This window comes from Mycobacterium sp. E802 (genome assembly GCF_001666875.1).
GTDB lineage: Bacteria > Actinomycetota > Actinomycetes > Mycobacteriales > Mycobacteriaceae > Mycobacterium.
The window spans coordinates 1-17908 of the sequence record NZ_LZJD01000115.1 but is presented as its reverse complement, the minus strand read 5'-3'; the positions used below and the strand labels follow the sequence as shown (position 1 = coordinate 17908).

Genomic DNA, 17908 nt, shown 5'->3' with positions numbered 1-17908 from the left:
GGCGGTCAAGACCGCAAATGCGGTTCAGAGGCGGCTAATTCTCCGTGTTTACGGTTGTTTGGGGGGTATCCGGCCGATACGCTGTCGACGTGCCAGACATCCGGGTCCGCGAGGCGGCCGAACTGTTGGGCGTCAGTGACGACACCGTGCGGCGCTGGATCGACGACGGGTCGCTGCCGGCCCATCTCGACGACTCCGGGCGCAAGGTGATCGACGGCGCTGCACTGGCCGCCTTCGCCCGCGCCAATACCGCTGCGGCACCCAAGGATCCGCTGGGCATCGGCAGCTCGGCGCGCAACCGCTTCGTCGGCCTGGTCACCGACGTCCTCACCGATCAGGTGATGGCCCAGGTCGAAATGCAATGTGGTCCGTTCACCGTGGTGTCGCTGATGAGTAGTCAGGCGGTGCGTGAACTCGGCCTCGAACCCGGCAGCGTCGCGGTCGCGGTGGTCAAGGCCACGACGGTGATCGTCGAAACCCCGAAAGGGCAATCATGATCGGAACCCGCAAGCTCGCCCTCGTTCTCGGTGTAGCGACGGTGACGGCCCTGATCGGTGGCTGTACGTCCGCCGAGGACGCCTCGTCTCCAGAGGGCGCGACGATCACGGTGTTCGCGGCCGCTTCACTGAAATCGGCCTTCACCGAGATCGCCGAACAGTTCGAAACCGATAACCCCGGCGCCTCGGTCGAATTCTCGTTCGCCGGATCGTCGGACCTCGTCACCCAGCTGACCCAGGGCGCCGACGCCGACGTGTTCGCCTCCGCCGACACCCGGAACATGGACAAGGCGGTGGCCGCAGGCCTGGTCGAGGGTACGCCGGTGAACTTCGCCACCAACACCCTCACGATCGCCGTGGCACCGGGGAACCCCAAGGGCATCAAGGCATTTGCCGATCTGGCCCGGCCGGGGCTCAGCGTGGTGGTGTGCGCCCCGCCGGTGCCCTGTGGCGGCGCCACCGAAAAGGTCGAGAAGGCCACCGGGGTCACGCTGTCGACGGTCAGCGAGGAGAACTCGGTCACCGACGTGCTGGGCAAGGTGACCAGCGGACAGGCCGACGCCGGCCTGGTCTACGTCACCGACGCGGCCGACGCCGGGGACAAGGTCACCAGCGTGGCATTCCCCGAGGCCGCCCAAGCCGTCAACACCTATCCCATCGCGGTGCTCAAGCAGTCCGAGCAGGCCGAGCAGGCGCGGCGTTTCATCGACCTGGTGACCGGGGAGGCGGGTCAGAAGGCGCTCGGGCAGGCCGGCTTCGCCAAGCCCTGACTGAGCCTGCGCCCTGCGTCGTAGCCTGGGAGACGTGGCCGATCTGACCGAGATCAGTGCCGACGATCTGGCGGCGCTGGAATTCTTCGCCGGATGCCGGCCATCCGTGCTGGCGCCCCTGGCCGCGCTGCTGCGGCCGATGTCGGCCGCGCCAGGCCAGGTGCTGATCCGCCAGGGTGATCCGGCCCTGACGTTCATGCTGATCGCGTCCGGGCGGGCGCAGGTCGTCCATGACGGGCCCGACGGCCACGCCGTCGTCGCCGAGCTGGAGCCCGGCCTGATCGTCGGTGAGATCGCCCTGCTGCGGGATGCCGCGCGAACGGCCACCGTGACGGCCATCGAACCGGTGACCGGGTGGATCGGTGATCGCGACGCCTTCGAAACCATCCTGCACCTGCCCGGGATGTTCGACCGGATGGTGCGCATCGCCCGCCAGCGGTTGGCGGCGTTCATCACGCCCATCCCGGTGCAGGTGCGTGGCGGTGACTGGTTCTATCTACGGCCGGTGCTGCCCGGTGACGTGGAGCGGACGATGAACGGACCGGTCGAGTTCTCCAGCGAGACCCTCTACCGGCGGTTCCAATCCGTGCGCAAGCCGACCAAGGCGCTGCTGGAGTACCTGTTCGAGGTCGATTACGCCGATCACTTCGTCTGGGTGATGACCGAGGGCGCGTTGGGACCAGTGGTCGCCGATGCCCGGGTGGTGCGGGAAGGGCACGCCGCGACGACGGCGGAGGTGGCATTCACCGTGGGTGACGACTACCAGGGCCGCGGCATCGGCACCTTCCTGATGAGCGCCCTGGTGGTGTCGGCGGATTACCTTGGAATCGAACGGTTTACCGCGCGGGTGTTGAGCGACAACTATGCCATGCGGCGAATCCTGGACCGGCTCGGGGCGGTGTGGGAACGCGAGGATCTGGGCGTGGTGCTCACCGACGTCGCGGTGCCCCCGGTCGATTCGTTGGGCATCGATCCTGCGTTGGCCGCGCAGATCAAAGACGCTACGCGGCAGGTGATCCGGGCGGTGAGCCAGTGAGGACGCCGTTACGGGGTGATGACGGTGTGTTCGTCGATCGCGGAGGTGGCATCCATCAGCGTGCCCATCTGCTCTTCGGTGCCATCGGCGTTGAACTGCAACACGAACAACCCGTCGGAGCCGGGGATCACCACGGTCTTCTGTGCAATCAGCCGGGTGGCGCCGTCTTTGACGTACGTGCCGCCGATCTGGAACGCCTCGTACCCGCTGAGTTCACCGGCTGAGCCGTCGCCCTGGTTCTCATATCCCGGCAGGTTCCTGATCTCGTTCGGCGCGTACTCCAGGATCTTGGCCGGATCCACGTCGCCGGTCAGCTTGGACATCAATGCGATGATCGACGGCGGATCGTCGGCGTACGCCGGGTCGGTGGATACTATTGCGCCCCAAGCCCAATCGGGGGCCGACGAGCTGGCGTCCTCCCAACCGTCGGGGATCGGCAGCTCCAAAGCCGGTGTGCCCGGGTCGCCTCGGTGCACCGGGGTTTCGACGATGCCGTTGTCGCGGATGTAGTCGACGATCGTGTACTGATGCCCTGCTGTCGGGGTGGACGTGCCGTCGGCCGTGGTCTTGGTGGGCTCGACACTGGTCTCGCTGGTCTCGGTGGCCCCACCGGCCCCGGTCGCGTTGCCCTCGACGGTCTTCGCGCCGCACCCGGCGAGTATGACCCCCAACGCGACGGCGGCGACGGGGATTCCGCCTGCCCTCAGTGACGTGGTCATCGGTCTCCAATCGATTGGACGCCACGGTGAGGCGTAACTGATGGCACGATAAACGTTCACCTGCGCCTCGGCTGGGGAAAGACGCAGTTCCCGGCGGCGTCCTGTTGCGCAGGCAAGTGTTCGGTGATTCCAGGCGATGCCCTGCCCCGGCCCTGGTGAGAGCTGTGGTATCAAGGCGCCGTGCGGCTTTACATCGTCGGGGCGGCTCTTTCACTGAGCGTGGCGGCGTGCGGGGCGGCCCCGACGCCGGAACCGACGCCGACGTCCTCGCCGGCACCGTCGCGCGGCGACGCCGTGGCAGTGAACCCGGCCCGCATCGACCGGGTGCGATACGACCTGCCGCCCGGATATGAGGTGGTGGCTCTGGAGCCACGGGCGAACCCCGTGTCGCTGTGGGGTTTTGGTCCGCAGTGGGCTGCCGATCCGGCCGAGTGCGCGACGCCGGCGGCTCCCGACACCGAAGCCGCCCGCGGATGGTCGGCGTCGGGTCCCGGCGGCATCGTGTACGCAGCGGTGGCGAAGCGCAGTGGCATCCCGGGCGAGCCGGGCCCCGCGCCGTGCGACCGATGGAGTGTGTCGGGCGGGCATTCGACGGGAACCGTCACCGCCGCCGCGGCCCCGCAGATCGCGGGTGCGACGACGGTGGGCATGTCCACGGCCGTCACCACCGTCGTCGAAGGGGGCACCGAGACCCGGTCGCATGCCGATACGTTCACCGCCGATCTGGCCGGCTACCACGTGTTCGTCACCGTCATCACCGATCCGGGTTCGCCGACGCCGGCGCTCGACTCTGCATTCACCTCCGATCTGCTGGTGAAAACGGTTTCGGCGTTACGAAGCTGAGTCGGTCTCGCCGGGTAAGTTGACCAGCGATGTCGAACCGCAAAGTCTCGCTCGCCACCGCGGGTGTCCTCGTCTGTGCCGCCGGATTGGTCGCCTGCGGGCAATCCGATCAGTCGGAGTCCGCCAACGCGGACATCGCCAACGTCTCCAAGGTGCGCTCGGACTTCGGTCCGGAGTTCAAGGTCACCGATGTCGCCCCGACCGGAATCGACCCGAAAATGCTGGCGCCGCAGAAGATGCCGCCCGGGGTGAAGGTCGAGCCGGCCGACTGTGCGAAGTTCGCCGAGGGGCAGTCCTTCCCCGAGGGACTCAAGGGCAACATGGCCGCCACCACGGCCGAGGGGGCGGGCACCCGGTTCATCGTGATGGCCGTGGAGACTTCCGAGGCGATCCCGCTCAACGATCCGGGTGAGGCCTGCAAGCAGGTGAAGTACCTGGGGCAGGGGGTTCGCGGTCAGGTGGACGTGGTCGAGGCGCCGCAGATCGAGGGGGCCCGCACCGTGGGCACCCACCGCATCGTGCAGACCGTCATCGGCGGCAAGCCACGCACCGGCGAGCTCTACAACTACGTCGCCAGTTTCGACACCTTCATGGTGATCGTCACGGCCAATCCCTTGGTGGTGCCCGACAAACCGGTGGCGAAGGTGGACGAGAAGCGGGCCCGCGAGTTGCTCGGTAAAGCGGTGGCCAGCGTGCGCGGCTAGCGCTCAGCGCACGTCGTGCGGGCGGAACTGGATGCTGATCCGCGGCCCGACCAGGCTGGTGGTCTTGGGGATCGAATGCTCCCAGGTGCGCTGGCACGATCCGCCCATCACCAGCAGGTCACCGTGGCGGTGCTGCAGCCGCAGCGCATGACCGCCGCCGCGCGGCCGCAGGGCGAAAGTCCTTGTCGCACCGAGCCCGACGATCGCCACCATGGTGTCGTGGGTTCGGCTGCGGCCGATGGTGTCGCCGTGCCAGGCCACGCTGTCGTTGCCGTCGCGGTACAGGCACAGACCCGCGGTGGTGAACTGTTCACCCAGCTCGCCGCCAAAGGTGTCGTTGAGCCTGCGCCGGATCTGTTTGAGCCTGGGGTGGGGCACCGGTTCGTTGATCAGGTGGTGAAAGCTCACCAGCCGCGGCACGGCGACCACCCGGTCGTACATCTCCCGCTCCTCGGAGCGCCACGGGATCGTGTCCATCAGCTCCTCGAACAGCGAGTCGGCATCGGGCAACCAGCCTGAGCGCAGCTCAACCCAGGCGCCGTTGCCGAGTCGACGACGTTCTGCGTGCTCGAACAGCGAGCCTTGCAACGCCAGCTCCATGCGCGCGAGTGTATCGCACAAGCGTTCGATCAGGTTAGAGTCGGGAGGCCCCGGGGCCGTGCTCGGCGAGAACATCGCCGGGGTTGGTCAGCTGGCAGGTCTTCAGGCTCAGGCAGCCGCAGCCGATGCAGCCGGTCAGGTTGTCGCGCAACCGCTGCAGGTGCAGGATGCGGTCGTCGAGGTCCTGACGCCAGCCGGCGGAGAGTTTGGCCCAGTCCCGGCTGGTCGGCACCCGGTCGTCGGGCAGTGAGGACAGTGCGTCGCGGATCCGGGCCAGCGGGATGCCGAGCCGTTGCGACATCCGGATGAAGGCCACCCGGCGCAGCGTCTCGCGCGCGTAGCGACGCTGGTTGCCCGTTGTCCGGCGGCTGGAGATCAGGCCCTCGCGCTCGTAGAAGTGCAGGGCCGACACCGCCACGCCGCTGCGCTGCGACATTTCGCCGGGGCTGAGCTCGTGCGTCTCCATACACCTCAACCATAGTTGAGTTAACGTCATGGGGTGGAGACTGCGGCGTTCGGTTCCAACTCCGAGGTCGGCACCCTGCGCGCCGTGATCCTGCATCGCCCGGGTCCCGAACTGCAGCGGCTGACCCCACGCAACAACGATGCGTTGCTGTTCGACGGGTTGCCGTGGGTGGCCAAGGCCCAGCGTGAGCATGACGCCTTCGCCGACGTGCTGCGCTCGCGCGGCGTCGAGGTGATGCTGCTGGCCGATCTGCTGACCGAGGCGCTGGCCCACAGTGGCGCCGCCCGGATGCACGGCATCTCGGCCGCTGTCGACGCGCGCCGGCTGGGAGTGCCACTGGCCCAGGAACTTTCAGCCTATCTGCGCACCTTGCCGCCGGTCGACCTGGCGCGCATTCTGATGGCCGGGATGACGTTCAACGAGGTGCCTTTTCAGGGGCCCGAGCTGTCCCTGGTGCGGCTCATGCACCACGGCGGTGATTTCGTGATCGATCCGCTGCCCAATCTGCTGTTCACCCGGGACTCGTCGTTCTGGATCGGCCCACGGGTGGCCATCACCTCACTCGCGCTGCCGGCCCGGGTGCGTGAGACGTCGCTGACCGATCTGATCTATGCCCACCACCCGCGGTTCCTCGGCGTCCGGCGGGCCTACGAGTCGCGCTCGGCCCCGGTCGAGGGTGGTGACGTGCTGTTGCTGGCCCCAGGGGTGGTGGCCGTCGGAGTGGGGGAGCGCACCACCCCGGCCGGGGCGGAAGCCTTGGCGCGCAGCTTGTTCGACGATGACCTGGCCCATACCGTTCTCGCGGTGCCGATCCAGCAGGAGCGGGCGCAGATGCACCTGGACACCGTGTGCACGATGGTCGACGTGGATGCGGTGGTGATGTATCCGAACATCGTGGACTCGTTGTCGGCGTTCACGATCCACCGCACCGAGGCGGGCATCCAGATCGACGACGGAGCGCCGTTCGTGCAGGCCGCCGCCGAGGCGATGGGGATCGAGCGGCTGCGGGTGATCGACACGGGGCTGGATCCGGTGACCGCCGAACGCGAGCAGTGGGACGACGGCAACAACACCCTGGCTCTGGCGCCCGGTGTGGTCGTCGCCTACGAGCGCAATGCCGAAACCAATGCGCGGCTGGCTGATTCGGGCATCGAAGTGCTGCAGATCGAGGCCTCGGAGCTGGGCACCGGCCGTGGCGGCCCGCGGTGTATGTCATGCCCGGCCGCGCGGGACCCGGTTTAGGCTTTCGCCCGGCCCCCGCGCCGATTTCCACCTGAGGGTCGTGGAGCGCGGCGTTGTGCAACCCAGAGGTAGAAACCGGCGCCGGCCCGGTGAAGGTCCCGTCAATCCGGAAGCGTTAGCGCCAACTCGGCAGCCAGATCTCCAGGTTCCAGGTCGACTGCGAGATCGGCAGGCCGGTCAGGACCGGGTAGAGCCAGGCGAAATTCGCGATCACCAGCGCGAGGTAGAGACACACGGCCAGGAGACCCAGCGTCCGGCGCTCAGGGTTCTGGTTGGGTTGGTGCAGGATATCGCCGAGGATCAGCGCGATCGCCAGGATCAGGAACGGCGCCATCACCGTGGCGTAGAAGAAGTACATCTGCCGGTCGATGTCGAAGAACCAGGGCAGGAATCCGGCCGAATACCCGACCAAGACCACCGCGTAGCGCCAGTCGCGGCGCACCACGGCCCGCCACAGGGCCCAGCCCAGAACCGGCACCGCGACAAACCACATCGCCGGGGTGCCCACCAGCATCACGGCTTTCACGCAGGACTGGGCGCCGCAACCGGCCACGTCCTGGTTGTCGATCGCGTAGAGCACCGGGCGCAACGACATCGGCCACGTCCACGGCTTGGATTCCCAGGGGTGGTGATTGCCGTCGGCATTGGTCAGCCCGGCATGGAAACGGTATGCCGCATAGGTGTAATGCCACAGCGAGCGCACGGCGTCGGGCAGCGGGATGATGCTGTTCTCGCCGATGGATTGGCCGACCTCGTGGCGGTCGACACCGGTCTCGGAGGCGAACCACGGTCCGTAGGACGCCAGGTACACCGCGAACGGGATCAGCCCGAAGACGTAGGCCGCCGGGCCGACATCACGGCGCAGCATGCCCTTCCACGGCTGGGGCACGTGATACTGCTTGCGCGCGACGGCGTCGAGCACGAGCGTCATGACGCCGAAGAACGCCACGAAGTACAAGCCGGACCACTTGGTCGCGCAGGCCAGACCCAGCAGCACCCCGGCGCCGAACCGCCACCACCGCACCCCCAGCCGCGGACCCCACGGTGTCTCGGCGATCCGTCCGCCCATGAAGGCGTGGTACATCCGGCGACGGACGTCGTCGCGGTCGACCATCAGGCAGGCGAAGGCGGCCACCACGAACACCACCAGGAACACGTCCAGCAGTGCGGTGCGGGCCGAGACGAAACTGACCCCGTCGGCGATCAGCAGCAGCCCGGCGATCGCACCGACCAGGGTGGAGCGGCTGAGCCGGCGCGCGATCCGCACCACCAGCAGCACGATCACCACCCCGCACAGCGCCCCGGAGAACCGCCAGCCCAGTCCGTTGTATCCGAAGATCGCCTCGCCGATTGCGATGAGCTGCTTGCCGACCGGCGGATGCACCACGAGCCCGTAGCCCGGGTTGTCCTCGACCCCGTGGTTGTGCAGCATCTGCCAGGCCTGTGGCGCGTAATGCTTCTCGTCGAAGACCGGGGTGCCGGCATCGGTCGGCGAGCCGAGGTTCAAGAACCGGCTCACCGCGGCCAGGGCGGTGATGATCACCGTCATCACCCAGCCCTGCAAGCGGTCGGTCGGGCCGAAATCCGGGGACGGGATCAACGGCGCGGGGCTGATCAACGGGACCGAGCGACCAGCCGTCGGCGTTTCGGTGGCGGTGGCGGTCACGCAAGCGATCGTAGGCTGTCGGGCGTGACACCCGGCAAACTGTTGATCGGCGCCACGCCGCTGGGCCGCCCCGACGACGCCTCTGCGCGTCTCATCGCAGCATTGGCGACGAGTGACATCGTGGCGGCCGAGGACACCCGGCGGGTGCGCGGGCTGGCCCAGTCGCTGGGGGTGCAACCGGCGGGGCGCATCGTGAGCTTCTTCGATCAGAACGAGGCCAGTCGCGTGCCCGGACTGGTCGACGAGATCGCCGCGGGTGCGACGGTGCTGGTGGTCAGCGATGCGGGCATGCCCTTGATCAATGACCCCGGCTACCGCTTGGTGGCCGCCTGCGCCGACGCAGACCTTCCGGTTTCTTGCCTGCCCGGCCCGTCGGCGGTGACGACGGCACTGGCGGTGTCCGGGCTGGCCTCGGACCGGTTCTGTTTCGAGGGTTTCGCCCCACGCAAACACGCCGCCCGGCTGTCCTGGTTACAGACTCTGGCCGCCGAACCGCGCACGTGTGTGTTCTTCGAATCCCCGCGCCGGCTGGCCGAGACGCTGCGCGACGCGGTCGAGGTGCTGGGGCCGCAGCGGCGCGCCGTGGTGTGCCGCGAGCTGACCAAGACCCACGAGGAGATCCGCCGCGGCAATCTGGCCGAACTGGCGGAGTGGGCGGCCGACGGTGTGCTCGGCGAGATCACCGTGGTGTTGGCCCGCGGGACCCCGTCCGTGGAACTGCCCGCCCTGGTGGCCGAGGTCGAGGAACTGGTGGCCGACGGGACGCGGGTCAAGGACGCCTGTGCTCAGGTCATCGCCGCCAATCCTGGGGCGCCGTCGCGGCGCGAGCTCTACGACGCCGTGCTGCGGGCGCGCGCTACGTCGTGACCGACCAGTTGGACGTCGCGATCAACTCCCCGCGCTCCAGCGCGGCTGCGCGGTGCACGTGTACCGCTGCGTACTCCTCGCTGGTCACCATCTCCAGAAACGCCGCCGGCCTCGGATATTCGACGACGAGAATCACGTCCCACCAGGGCTTGGCGTCTTCACCGAGGAGGACGGCGGGGGCGGACCCGCCGTAGCGCACCTTCGCGCCGGCCCGCTCCAGCAGCGGAGCCACCCCGGCCCCGTACTTGAGATAGCTGTCCAGCCCGTCGGGCTCTTTGAACTTCAGCAGGTTCACCATCACGATCGGCGCGTCCGACGGGAAGTCGTTGAGTGTGCTGGGAATGTCCGCGGGCGTGGTCATACCCGATTGACTACCACAGAGTCAGACCTCACGAGGCTCGATGCCTTGTGCAGGCATTCCTCCCATTCCACGTCGACGTCGGAATCGGCGGTGATGCCGCCACCCACGCCGAGCACGGCAGACCCGTCGATGCCGAACTCCACGGTGCGGATCGCCACGTTGAGCTCACAACCCGCCACCGGCGAGGCCAGACCGACTGTCCCGCAATAGATCCCACGCCGTGCCGGCTCCCATTGCCGCAGCAGCTGCCGGGCCCGCAGCTTCGGAGTGCCGGTGACGGAGGCGGGCGGGAACGTGGCCTCCAGGAGCGCTGCGATCGGCAGCTGGGCAGGCACCTCGGCGGTGACCGTGGAGACCAGGTGCCACACGCCCGGCGCCGGCCGCACCGCGAGCAGTTCGGGCACCGTCACGCTGCCGGTCGCCGCGACCCGCCCCAGGTCGTTGCGCACCAGGTCGACGATCATGACGTTCTCGGCGACGTCTTTGGTCGAGGTCAGCAGACCGGCCGGATCCGACGAGCGGGGCAGGGTGCCCTTGATCGGGCTCGAGGCCACCGTGGTGCCGGCGCGACGCAGGAACAACTCGGGTGACAGCGAGGCCACCGCGCCCCAATCCCCGGCCAGGTACGCGGCCCGCGACGGCGCGGTGCGGGCCACCGCCTCGGTGAAGAAGTCGATCGGATCTCCGTCGATGTGGCCGGTGAACCGCGTGCACACGCAGGCCTGGTACACCTCGCCCGCGGCGATGGCCTGCAGGCACGCCAGCACGCCGCGGCGGTGGTCGTCGCGGTCGGGGGCGATCCAGGAGACGGTACACGGCTCGGGCGCTGGGGTGGACAATGTCACCCACGCGGGAAGGCCTGCGCCGCTGAGGCTTTCGTACCACCACACGCCGTCGGTGTCTTGACGCAACACGCAATCCGACCAGCCGCCGGCGGCCTCGGGGATGCGGGGGCTCGACTCGTCCCGGCCCGGGTCCGGATAGGACAGGTAGCCGAACCAGCCGCCTCCTACGGCTCCGACGGCCCCGACGGCGTCCCTGGGGGAAGCGCAGGCCGGGGCGTCGAACACCGCGTGGGCGGGCACAGAGGCCGTAGTGACCGACGGGGCGATCACCGCACGCGAGCCGAACCAGTCGCCGATCAACGCGGCCGGCGGCGCCACCCCCGCGGCGGCCGCCGCCCGGGCGACACCCCGCAGCACCGCCGGGGCGCCACCCAGCGCGCCGAGCCGCTCGATCCGCATGCCACCAGCTTGCGGCCTCCCGCGAGCAGACGCAAAACCGTACTTTCTCGGGCGAGAAGTTACGGGTTTACGTCTGCTCGCGGGAGAACGGCGGCAGGGAAAGTCAGCGGCTGATGGCCCGCGGGGAGTCGACGCCGGTCAGCTTGTCCGGATTGCGCATCGCATAGAAGTGCGTGATCTTGCCGTCGATGACCTCGACGGTGAACACGCCCTCGCGGCCGGCGTCGCTGTGGATCATCACCGCGGGTTCGCCGTTGCACACCGTCATCTCGAAGCGCAGACCCGGAATCCGGTCGGCGGCCCGGAACAGTCCGACGAGCATGGCCGCCACCTTCTGCGCGCCGATCACCGGGCGTCGGGCCGCACTGGCCTTCCCGCCGCTGTCGGCGGTGTAGACCGCGTCCGGTGCCAGCAGCGCCAGCAGCCCGTCCATGTCGCCGGTGGCCGCCGCAGCCAGAAACTGCTCGGTGATCCGGGTCGATTCGGCGATGTCGACGGGCTCGAATCGCTTCCGGCGGGCCTGCACGTGTTCGCGGGCCCGGTGGGCCATCTGCCGTACGGCCGCCGCGGATTTGCCGATCGCCGAGGCGATCTCGTCATGGCTGAAGCCGAACACCTCGCGGAGCACGAACACGGCGCGCTCGTCGGGGGTCAGCGTCTCGAGCACCACCATCATGGCCATCGAAACCGACTCGGCCAGAACCACATCCGCTGCGCCGTCCCGCTCGTCGAGCAGCAGCGGCTCGGGTAGCCACGGGCCCACGTATTCCTCACGTCGCCGCGAGGAGGCCCGTAACGCGTTGAGCGCCTGGCGGGTGACCAGCTGGGCCAGATAGGCCTTGGTGTCGGTCACCTTCGCCAGGTCGACCTCGGCCCAGCGCAGGTAACTCTCCTGCAGCACGTCATCGGATTCGGTTGCCGTTCCGAGGATCTCGTAGGCGATGGTGAACAGCAGCGGCCGCAGCAGCGTGAACCGCTGCGCGTGCTCGTTCGAGTTACCTGCGCCGGCGGTGGACATCAGAGGAGGCTCTCCTGCTGCGCCGCGGCGAGCTGGCGGGCCCGGTTGTCACCCTTGAACCAGAAGTAGGACCCGGCCTTGACGCCCTCCTTGCGCAGGAAGGTGATGGTCGCCCGGCACACCTGCTCCTTGACGAATGCGCCGGTGCGCCCGCCGATGTAGACGCGGCGCGGGGTGTCGTCTGAGTGGCACAGCTGCACGGTGCCGGCCTTGCGTCCGACACTCACGCACTGACCGGTGAACGCCTGGTTGATCACCTCGGGTTCGGCGCCGGCGATCCGGGCCAGCACGGTGTCGGCGGCCTGGATACCCATCGGGCCCGCCGACTGGCAGCTCATCCGCAGCGGGACGCCCGACGGTGCGGCGGTGTCACCGGCGGCCACGATGCGGGCGTCGTCGACACTCGTCAGCGTCTCGTCGGTGAGCAACCGGCCCAGCTCGTCGGTACGCAACCCGCTGGCCGCGGCGAGCCCGGGCACGCCGAAGCCGGTGGTCCACACGGTCACCGCGCTGGGCAGCCGGTTGCCGTCGGCCAGCCGGACCGCGTCGGCCTCGACCGCCGACACCAGGATCTCGGGTCCGTCGACGATGGTGACGCCGAGCTTGGTCAGCGCTTTGACGATCGAGCGACGGCCGCCGGTCCCTAGTGAGGCGCCGACGACGTCGGTGACGAGCGTGACGTTGCGTCCGGCCTCGGCGAGCTCGGCGGCCGCCTCGATCCCGGTCAGGCCGCCCCCGACCACCACCACCGGGGCCGCCACCGGCACATCTTGCAGCCGGGCCCGCAGCCGCTGTGCCTGCTCGAATTCCGATAGCGGATAGGCGAATTCGGCTGCACCCGTTACCGAGGCGGGTACTCCGGCGGTACTGCCGACGGCGTAGATCAGGTAGTCGTAATCGAGGACCGCACCTGAGGTCAGTTGCACCTGGCGGATCTCGGCGTCGATGTGTTCGGCGCCGTCGACCAGCAACCGGACGCCGGCGCCCAGCATGGTGTCGTAGGCCACGGTGGCGTCGTGGTTACCGACGGCCAGCTGGTGCAACCGAATCCGCTCGACGAAATCCGGTCGCGGATTGACCAGCGTGACACTGACTCCGGGCGTGCTGTGCAGATGGTTGGCCGCCAGCACTCCGGCATATCCACCACCGATCACGACCACGTGGGTGTTCTGCGTGCTCATTGGGTGTCTCCTCTCAAGGGGTGTGCCCTCAAGACACCGCACGAGCCCGAGATGTGACAGTCGGCCGGGCGGATGTGGCCTAGATCACCTGACGGGTCAGACCAGGCCCAGCGCCAACATCGCGTCGGCCACCCGGGTGAACCCGGCAATGTTCGCACCGGCCACGTAGTTGCCCGGCTGGCCGTACTCCTCGGCGGTGGACAGGCAGCGGTTGTGGATCCGGCGCATGATCTCCTGCAGCCGCTTCTCGGTGTCGACGAACGTCCAGGAGTCGCGGGAAGCGTTCTGCTGCATCTCCAGGGCGCTGGTGGCCACACCTCCGGCGTTGGCCGCCTTACCCGGAGCGAACACCACACCGGCCTCGGCGAACTGCTTGATGGCCTCCGGCGAACACGGCATGTTGGCGCCCTCGGCGACGAAGCGGCAGCCGTTCTTGATCAGGTAGGCGGACTCGTCACCGTTGATCTCGTTCTGCGTGGCGCACGGCACCGCGATGTCGCAGGGCACCTCCCACACCGTCCGGTTCTCGACGAACCGGGCGCCCCCGGCCCTGGCCTCGACGTAGTCGGCGATCCGGCCCCGTTTGACCTCTTTGATCTCCTTGACGAGTCCGACGTCGATGCCCTTCTCGTCGACCACGTAGCCGCTGGAATCCGAGCAGGCGACGACGATGCCGCCGAGTTCGTGGATCTGCTCGATCGCGTAGATCGCGACGTTGCCCGAACCTGACACGACGACGCGCTTGCCCTCGACCGTGTCGTTGGCGGCCTTGAGCATCTCGTCGAGGAAGAACACCGTGCCGTATCCGGTGGCCTCGGTGCGCACCTGGGACCCGCCCCAGGTCAGGCCCTTGCCGGTGAGCACACCGGATTCGTAGCGGTTGGTGATCCGCTTGTACTGGCCGAACAGGTAGCCGATCTCACGCGTGCCGACGCCGGTGTCGCCGGCCGGGACGTCGGTGTACTCGCCGATGTGGCGGTACAGCTCGGTCATGAACGACTGGCAGAACCGCATCACCTCGGCGTCCGAGCGACCCTTGGGATCGAAGTCCGACCCGCCCTTACCGCCGCCGATCGGAAGGCCGGTCAGGGAGTTCTTGAAGATCTGCTCGAAGCCGAGGAACTTCACGATGCCGAGATAGACCGAGGGGTGGAACCGCAGCCCGCCCTTGAACGGGCCCAGCGCCGAGTTGAACTCGACCCGGAAGCCTCGGTTGATCTGCACGTTGCCGGCGTCATCGAGCCACGGCACCCGGAAGATGATCTGGCGCTCGGGCTCGCACAGCCGGCGGATGATCGCCCCGTCGGCGTAGTCCGGATGCTTGTCCACCACCGGGCCGAGGCTCGTCAGCACCTCGATGACGGCTTGGTGGAATTCCTGCTCGCCGGGGTTACGTTGCGCTACTTCTTCGTAGATCGCCTGCAGTTTCTCGTGTAGTACAGCCATGTCAGTCCATCTGGTAGCGGGGAAAGACCCCGGTCGGAGCGGGCAATTCGGTACCTGGCTTGAGCCGGGTCCCGATGGAGTCGAAGTCACGGGCGTCGGTCGGCCGGCCGAGCAGATCGAGAAGCTTGGCCGTCGAGTCCGGCATCACGGGCTGCGTCAGCGTCGCCGCGATCCGCACCACCTCCAACGTCGTGTACAGCACCGTACCGAACCGCTGTTGGTCCGCCGGATCCTCCGACTTGCGCAGCACCCACGGTTCCTGCGCCGAGAAGTAGCGATTCGCCGCACCCAGCACCGACCAGATCGATTCAAGTGCGAGATGCATCGCCGGCACATCGTAGTGGGCGCGCACTTGTTCGAGCAGACCGTCGGCGGCATTCAGCAGCGCGACGTCGTCGTCGCCGAACGTGCCCGGGTCGGGCACCACGCCGTCGAGGTTCTTGGCCACCATCGACAGTGAGCGTTGCGCGAGGTTGCCCAACTCGTTGGCCAGGTCGGCGTTGATCCGGCCGATGATGGCTTCCTCGCTGTAGCTGCCGTCCTGGCCGAAGGACACCTCGCGCAGGAAGAAGTAGCGCACCGGGTCGAGCCCGAAGGTGTCGATGAGCGCGATCGGATCCACCACGTTGCCGACCGACTTACTCATCTTCTCGCCCTTGACGTTGATGAAGCCGTGCGCGAAGACCCGTTCGGGAAGCGCGATCCCGGCCGACATCAAAAACGCCGGCCAGTACACCGTGTGGAACCGGATGATGTCCTTGCCGATCATGTGCAGCTTCGCCGGCCAGTACTTGCCGAAGTCCTCGGACGCCTCGTCCGGAAAGCCCACGCCGGTCAGGTAATTGGTCAGCGCGTCCACCCACACGTACATCACGTGGTCGGGATGGTCGGGCACCGGCACGCCCCAGTCGAACGTGGTCCGCGAGATCGACAGATCCTTCAGTCCGCCGGAGACGAAGCTGACGATCTCGTTGCGGCGCACATCGGGGCCGATGAACTCCGGATGCGCCTGGTAATGCGCCAGCAGCCGCTCGGTGTAGGCCGAGAGCCGGAAGAAGTAGGTCTGCTCCTCGGTCCAGGTGACCGGGGTGCCCGTCTCGATCGCGGTGCGGGTGCCGTCGGCGTTCTCGACGGTCTCGTCCTCGGCGAAGAAACGCTCGTCGCGCACGGAGTACCAACCGGCGTAGGTGCCCAGGTAGATGTCTCCGGCCTCGCTCATGCGACGCCAGATCTCCTTGCACGCCTCGTAGTGGTCGGCGTCGGAGGTGCGGATGAACCGGTCGAAGGAGATGTTGAGCTTCTCCTGCAGCCGCTGGAACACGTCGGAGTTGCGGTTGGCCAGTTCGGCCGCCGCGATGCCCTGGGCCGCCGCGGCCTCGGCCATCTTCTGCCCGTGCACGTCGGTTCCGGTCAGGTAGCGCACATCGAAGCCGTCGAGCCGCTTGAACCGGGCGATCGCATCGGTGGCGATGTACTCGTAGGCGTGCCCGATGTGCGGCGCACCGTTGGGGTAGGCGATGGCCGTGGTGATGTAGTACGGAACGTTGGAAGGCTCACTCATTTGGTCCCACCTTATGGTGTTGCGGTGGGGTCCAAACGCTCAGCCAGGGAGAAGCCGCCAGCCCCGGAGCCGTTGGCTCCGCTGGTCGACGCACACACCCATCTCGACGCCTGCGGCGCGCAGACCGCCGATGACGTCCGCGCGATCGTCGACCGCGCGGCCGCGGTCGGGGTGGGCCAGGTGGTCACGATCGCCGACGACCTGGACTCCGCGCGCTGGGTGACCACGGCCGTCGAGGCCGATGAGCGGGTGTACGGCGCGGTGGCGCTGCATCCCACTCGCGCCAATGCGCTCACCGACGCGGCCCGGGCCGAGGTCGAGGCGCTGGCCGCCCATCCGCGGGTCGTCGCGGTCGGGGAGACCGGGATGGACATGTACTGGCCGGGCCGGCTGGAGGGCTGCGCCACACCGGCCGAGCAGCGTGAGGCCTTCGCCTGGCACATCGACCTGGCCAAGCGCACCGGCAAGCCGCTGATGATCCACAACCGCGAGGCCGACGCCGAGGTGCTCGACGTACTTCGCGCCGAAAGGCCGCCCGAGACAGTGATCTTCCACTGTTTTTCGTCGGGACCGGAGATGGCCCACACTTGCGTCGACGCCGGCTGGATCCTGAGCCTGTCCGGGACGGTCAGCTTCAAAAACGCCGCTGAGCTGCGGGAAGCCGCGAAGTTGATCCCGCCGGGGCAGCTGCTGGTGGAGACCGACGCGCCGTTTCTGACCCCGCACCCGTTCCGCGGCGCCCCGAACGAGCCGTACTGCCTGCCATACACTGTGCGGGCACTCGCAGAGTTGCTGGACCGGCCCGCCGAGGAGGTCGCGTCCGAGACCGCAGCCACTGCGGCGCGGGTGTACGGACTTAACGGACGCGGCCGCGCCTAGTTGCCGGGCATGGGTCGATTCGTTACCGTCTTGTGATCAAACCCTCAACCGCCGGCGGTGAACCATGCCGTCCGTACCGGGGAGAAACGCTGATATATGGACGTGCTCAACAAACTTCATGAGTCCCGCTCGCCGCTGTTGCGTGGCGTGGTGGGTGCCCTCCTGGTGACGCTGACCGCGGCCGGGGGCTACGCCGTCGGATCGCACAAAACCGTGACGCTGAGCGTCGACGGCGCGCCGATGACGGTGACGACGATGAAGTCCCGAGTGATCGACGTGGTCGAAGAGAACGGATTTTCCGTTGGCGATCGCGACGATCTTTACCCTGCCGGCGACGAGTCCGTGCACCAGTCCGACACCATCGTCCTGCGCCGCAGCCGGCCCCTGCAATTGTCGTTGGACGGTAACGACAGCAAGCAGGTCTGGACCACCGCCTCGACCGTGGACGAGGCCCTGGCGCAGCTGAAGATGACCGACAAGGCTCCCGCTGCGGCGTCGCGCGGCAGCCGGGTGCCGCTGGGTGGGATGGCGCTGCCGGTGGTGAGCGCCAAGACGGTCCATATCGACGACGGCGGTGCGCCCTCGACCGTGCACCTCGCGGCCCCCAACGTGGCCGGTCTGCTCGCCGCGGCGGGCGCCCCGCTGGAGCAGAACGACACCGTGGTGCCGTCGGCATCCGCCCCGGTCACCGAGGGTATGCAGATCCAGGTGACCCGTAAGCGCATCGAGAAGGTGACCGAGCGGATACCGCTGGCCCCGGGCAACAAGCGCATCGAAGACGTCGAGCTCAACATGAGCCGCCAGATCG

The 17908-nt window shown here is 68.1% G+C and carries 19 protein-coding genes; 9 read left to right on the top strand and 10 right to left on the bottom strand.

Annotation, left to right across the window (positions count from 1 at the left end; all coding sequences use genetic code 11):
* The first annotated feature begins 89 nt into the window (after positions 1-89).
* From A5699_RS17370 to A5699_RS17360, 3 genes are read left to right on the top strand one after another with little or no spacing between them, the layout of a single operon-like run.
* A complete protein-coding gene (locus A5699_RS17370; RefSeq protein ID WP_067771344.1) occupies positions 90-497 on the top strand; it encodes a molybdopterin-binding protein in 408 nt (135 codons plus the stop codon).
* A complete protein-coding gene (modA, locus tag A5699_RS17365; protein ID WP_067771342.1) occupies positions 494-1267 on the top strand; it encodes a molybdate ABC transporter substrate-binding protein in 774 nt (257 codons plus the stop codon). The genes A5699_RS17370 and modA overlap by 4 nt, the downstream gene beginning before the upstream one ends.
* Positions 1268-1301: 34 nt before the next feature.
* A complete protein-coding gene (locus A5699_RS17360; RefSeq protein ID WP_067771340.1) occupies positions 1302-2303 on the top strand; it encodes a GNAT family N-acetyltransferase in 1002 nt (333 codons plus the stop codon).
* An 8-nt stretch (positions 2304-2311) separates the two neighbouring features.
* Here the strand turns inward: A5699_RS17360 and A5699_RS17355 are convergent, their stop codons facing one another.
* A complete protein-coding gene (locus tag A5699_RS17355) occupies positions 2312-3022 on the bottom strand; it encodes an LpqN/LpqT family lipoprotein (RefSeq protein WP_067771338.1) in 711 nt (236 codons plus the stop codon).
* 180 nt (positions 3023-3202) lie between these two features.
* Between A5699_RS17355 and A5699_RS17350 the strand changes: the two genes are divergently transcribed.
* Positions 3203-3865: a DUF5642 family protein gene (locus A5699_RS17350; protein WP_067771335.1), complete on the top strand. Its 663-nt coding sequence runs from the start codon at positions 3203-3205 to the stop codon at positions 3863-3865.
* A 29-nt stretch (positions 3866-3894) separates the two neighbouring features.
* Positions 3895-4569: a DUF5642 family protein gene (locus A5699_RS17345; RefSeq protein WP_067771334.1), complete on the top strand. Its 675-nt coding sequence runs from the start codon at positions 3895-3897 to the stop codon at positions 4567-4569.
* Between the two features lie 3 nt (positions 4570-4572).
* On the opposite strand, the gene A5699_RS17340 is transcribed toward A5699_RS17345, so the two are convergent.
* Both A5699_RS17340 and soxR read right to left on the bottom strand, forming a co-directional pair.
* Positions 4573-5169 (bottom strand): alpha-ketoglutarate-dependent dioxygenase AlkB, encoded by a 597-nt coding sequence (locus A5699_RS17340; RefSeq protein ID WP_067771332.1) that lies wholly within the window; start codon positions 5167-5169, stop codon positions 4573-4575.
* A gap of 34 nt (positions 5170-5203) precedes the next feature.
* Positions 5204-5635 (bottom strand): redox-sensitive transcriptional activator SoxR, encoded by a 432-nt coding sequence (soxR, locus tag A5699_RS17335; protein WP_067771330.1) that lies wholly within the window; start codon positions 5633-5635, stop codon positions 5204-5206.
* 33 nt (positions 5636-5668) lie between these two features.
* Here soxR and arcA point away from each other — a divergent pair, with 33 nt between their 5' ends.
* Positions 5669-6877, top strand: coding sequence for an arginine deiminase (gene arcA, locus A5699_RS17330; protein ID WP_067771327.1), 1209 nt, complete (start codon positions 5669-5671; stop codon positions 6875-6877).
* Between the two features lie 115 nt (positions 6878-6992).
* Here the strand turns inward: arcA and A5699_RS17325 are convergent, their stop codons facing one another.
* A complete protein-coding gene (locus A5699_RS17325) occupies positions 6993-8543 on the bottom strand; it encodes a dolichyl-phosphate-mannose--protein mannosyltransferase (RefSeq protein WP_067771325.1) in 1551 nt (516 codons plus the stop codon).
* 24 nt (positions 8544-8567) lie between these two features.
* Between A5699_RS17325 and rsmI the strand changes: the two genes are divergently transcribed.
* Positions 8568-9410, top strand: a complete 843-nt coding sequence (rsmI, locus tag A5699_RS17320) for a 16S rRNA (cytidine(1402)-2'-O)-methyltransferase (protein ID WP_067771323.1) — start codon at positions 8568-8570, stop codon at positions 9408-9410.
* Here the strand turns inward: rsmI and A5699_RS17315 are convergent.
* From A5699_RS17315 to metG, 6 genes are all read right to left on the bottom strand, one after another.
* Positions 9400-9771, bottom strand: a complete 372-nt coding sequence (locus A5699_RS17315; RefSeq protein ID WP_067771321.1) for a DUF1330 domain-containing protein — start codon at positions 9769-9771, stop codon at positions 9400-9402. The two genes, rsmI and A5699_RS17315, sit on opposite strands and share 11 nt — an antisense overlap.
* Positions 9768-11015: an aminodeoxychorismate synthase component I gene (locus A5699_RS17310; RefSeq protein ID WP_067771319.1), complete on the bottom strand. Its 1248-nt coding sequence runs from the start codon at positions 11013-11015 to the stop codon at positions 9768-9770. The genes A5699_RS17315 and A5699_RS17310 overlap by 4 nt, the downstream gene beginning before the upstream one ends.
* A 103-nt stretch (positions 11016-11118) precedes the next feature.
* Complete coding sequence (locus A5699_RS17305) at positions 11119-12033, bottom strand: RNA polymerase sigma-70 factor (RefSeq protein ID WP_067771317.1); 915 nt, start codon at positions 12031-12033, stop codon at positions 11119-11121.
* On the bottom strand, positions 12033-13214 hold the full coding sequence (locus tag A5699_RS17300) for an NAD(P)/FAD-dependent oxidoreductase (protein WP_067771315.1): 1182 nt from the start codon (positions 13212-13214) through the stop codon (positions 12033-12035). The genes A5699_RS17305 and A5699_RS17300 overlap by 1 nt, the downstream gene beginning before the upstream one ends.
* A 96-nt stretch (positions 13215-13310) precedes the next feature.
* On the bottom strand, positions 13311-14660 hold the full coding sequence (gene gdhA, locus A5699_RS17295; RefSeq protein ID WP_067771313.1) for an NADP-specific glutamate dehydrogenase: 1350 nt from the start codon (positions 14658-14660) through the stop codon (positions 13311-13313).
* Between the two features lies 1 nt (position 14661).
* Positions 14662-16221: a methionine--tRNA ligase gene (gene metG / locus A5699_RS17290; RefSeq protein WP_067771311.1), complete on the bottom strand. Its 1560-nt coding sequence runs from the start codon at positions 16219-16221 to the stop codon at positions 14662-14664.
* A gap of 24 nt (positions 16222-16245) precedes the next feature.
* Here metG and A5699_RS17285 point away from each other — a divergent pair, with 24 nt between their 5' ends.
* Together A5699_RS17285 and A5699_RS17280 are read left to right on the top strand one after the other, a co-directional pair.
* Positions 16246-17100, top strand: a complete 855-nt coding sequence (locus tag A5699_RS17285) for a TatD family hydrolase (protein WP_067771309.1) — start codon at positions 16246-16248, stop codon at positions 17098-17100.
* A gap of 96 nt (positions 17101-17196) precedes the next feature.
* Positions 17197-17908 (top strand): ubiquitin-like domain-containing protein (locus tag A5699_RS17280; RefSeq protein WP_157561311.1); only part of this gene is annotated, 712 nt, incomplete at its 3' end.

Coding starts and splice junctions, on each gene's coding strand:
- modA (WP_067771342.1), top strand. CDS start 494: ATGATCGGAACCCGCAAGCTCGCCCTCGTTCTCGGTGTAGCGACGGTG.
- A5699_RS17355 (WP_067771338.1), bottom strand. CDS start 3,022: ATGACCACGTCACTGAGGGCAGGCGGAATCCCCGTCGCCGCCGTCGCG.
- A5699_RS17345 (WP_067771334.1), top strand. CDS start 3,895: ATGTCGAACCGCAAAGTCTCGCTCGCCACCGCGGGTGTCCTCGTCTGT.
- A5699_RS17340 (WP_067771332.1), bottom strand. CDS start 5,169: ATGGAGCTGGCGTTGCAAGGCTCGCTGTTCGAGCACGCAGAACGTCGT.
- soxR (WP_067771330.1), bottom strand. CDS start 5,635: ATGGAGACGCACGAGCTCAGCCCCGGCGAAATGTCGCAGCGCAGCGGC.
- A5699_RS17315 (WP_067771321.1), bottom strand. CDS start 9,771: ATGACCACGCCCGCGGACATTCCCAGCACACTCAACGACTTCCCGTCG.
- A5699_RS17310 (WP_067771319.1), bottom strand. CDS start 11,015: ATGCGGATCGAGCGGCTCGGCGCGCTGGGTGGCGCCCCGGCGGTGCTG.
- A5699_RS17305 (WP_067771317.1), bottom strand. CDS start 12,033: ATGTCCACCGCCGGCGCAGGTAACTCGAACGAGCACGCGCAGCGGTTC.
- A5699_RS17300 (WP_067771315.1), bottom strand. CDS start 13,214: ATGAGCACGCAGAACACCCACGTGGTCGTGATCGGTGGTGGATATGCC.
- gdhA (WP_067771313.1), bottom strand. CDS start 14,660: ATGGCTGTACTACACGAGAAACTGCAGGCGATCTACGAAGAAGTAGCG.
- metG (WP_067771311.1), bottom strand. CDS start 16,221: ATGAGTGAGCCTTCCAACGTTCCGTACTACATCACCACGGCCATCGCC.